Genomic DNA, 1,474 nt, shown 5'->3' with positions numbered 1-1,474 from the left:
TAGTTACAAAACGATTGACATCCATCTCTGTCTTACCATGTTTATATAAGTTTGCAACGGTACCACATTTTGGACAATGTGAAGGAGATAGAGCGGTAGACTCAACTAAAAATCTAAAGTTTGGTAAATTAAGTATATTGGTTAACTTTTATACTGCGCAGTCAAAAGTTCTTGTCTAAAAATTATTGAATTTTTAAATGAGAAAATAACCCAATCATGTGATCTTATGATATCCTTAAGGTTGCTAATACCAGAAAGGAGATCAGATCGCAGAAAAGGTTGCGTTGTTAGTTTACCTTATTTCGATGCGATTGACCATACCCATGCTAAAATATATCGATTCTATCCTACATAATTACATAATTTTCGTTCTTGCTTTTCCAGAAATGCCGCCTACCATTGGTTTGTTGTGATCATTGTCGGACTAATGATACGTTCGGATCAATTGGTGTGACTTCTATTATCCGGGATTTACCCTTGAAATCCCGTACCTATGAAAGCCTGATTCATTTTTTTCGTTCTTCCGCAGGTCGCTCGAATCCCTTCTTCAGACGTGGTTTCGGGTTGTAAAAAAAACAGCTCCACTTCTTACGTCAATGATATGGTTGTACTTATAGGCGATGGATGAAACAATCCAAGGAAGCCTGTTGTCGGATGCCTGGTGTTAAGAAACTTCATCAGAAGTCTGAAAACTCTTCTAAAACGAAGTACAACTTTGGTCATCTGTTTGGTGCCATTGGCATTCTGATGGGAACGCCACAAAAATGGTTTTGCCTACCCCTGTCGTTTTTGCTTTTAAATTTAAGCCCATTTTCAATGCAATAGTCCTTTCGAAAATAAGATCGATAATCATGGGGAAACGAATAACCTTACTTACTACGTGGCTGGGTCACGATACAGTGCGACCATACACTCTTCCCGGCAGAATGAGAAAAATGAAAATCCAATCCCTCCATCTTCTGGGTATCGACTGATTAATCTTATATTCTATGTAATGATTCGCATTAACCTTTTAAATTTTCTTCATTAAATCTACTATTTATAAAATCATCCGCCATATAATTAAGACTTTCTTAAACAATTATTATACGAGGAATAAAATAAATTATCCTGGATTTCGAAACATCAATATATAGAAATTTAATAAAAAACTTTACTACAAATTAACTACTTTTATTCAAAGAGTGAAACAGTTTGCAATCACTACATATTACAAACGCAATCCAAAAGCTAGGTGTTAAAGGAAGAGCCCAGGCAGTAATCGGACTTATTCAGATGGGAGAGTTAAAGTTATAAAACAGAAAATATTTTATAATACACCAATGCATCTACTATTTTCTGTACTCCATACACGATAAGAAAAACTGATCACACGCTAGCGATCAGTTTTTCTTTTTGCCGATATTAATTTATGTGATGCTTATCGTTTGTATACCACCAAAATCACTTAAAAATCGTGACCTCTGTAGTTATA

At 35.1% G+C, this 1,474-nt stretch carries 1 protein-coding gene and 1 pseudogene; both read left to right on the top strand.

The features are described from left to right. The first annotated feature begins 654 nt into the window (after positions 1 to 654). Positions 655 to 825, top strand: coding sequence for a hypothetical protein (locus SPD89_RS22730; RefSeq protein WP_336264224.1), 171 nt, complete (start codon positions 655 to 657; stop codon positions 823 to 825). Positions 826 to 1,206: 381 nt separating this feature from the next. Continuing rightward, positions 1,207 to 1,296, top strand: a pseudogene (locus SPD89_RS22725) (helix-turn-helix transcriptional regulator); the annotation flags it as partial. Between the last annotated feature and the right edge of the window lie 178 nt (positions 1,297 to 1,474).

The sequence above is a fragment of the Pseudogracilibacillus sp. SO30301A genome, assembly GCF_037072025.1.
Taxonomy (GTDB): Bacteria; Bacillota; Bacilli; order Bacillales; family Amphibacillaceae; genus Pseudogracilibacillus.
The sequence above is the reverse complement of the archived record's forward strand: the minus strand, read 5'-3'. Positions and strand labels throughout refer to the sequence as shown.

Bases quoted from the DNA above. Each gene is read 5' to 3' on its own strand.
- SPD89_RS22730 (WP_336264224.1), top strand. From the start codon at position 655: ATGCCTGGTGTTAAGAAACTTCATCAGAAGTCTGAAAACTCTTCTAAA.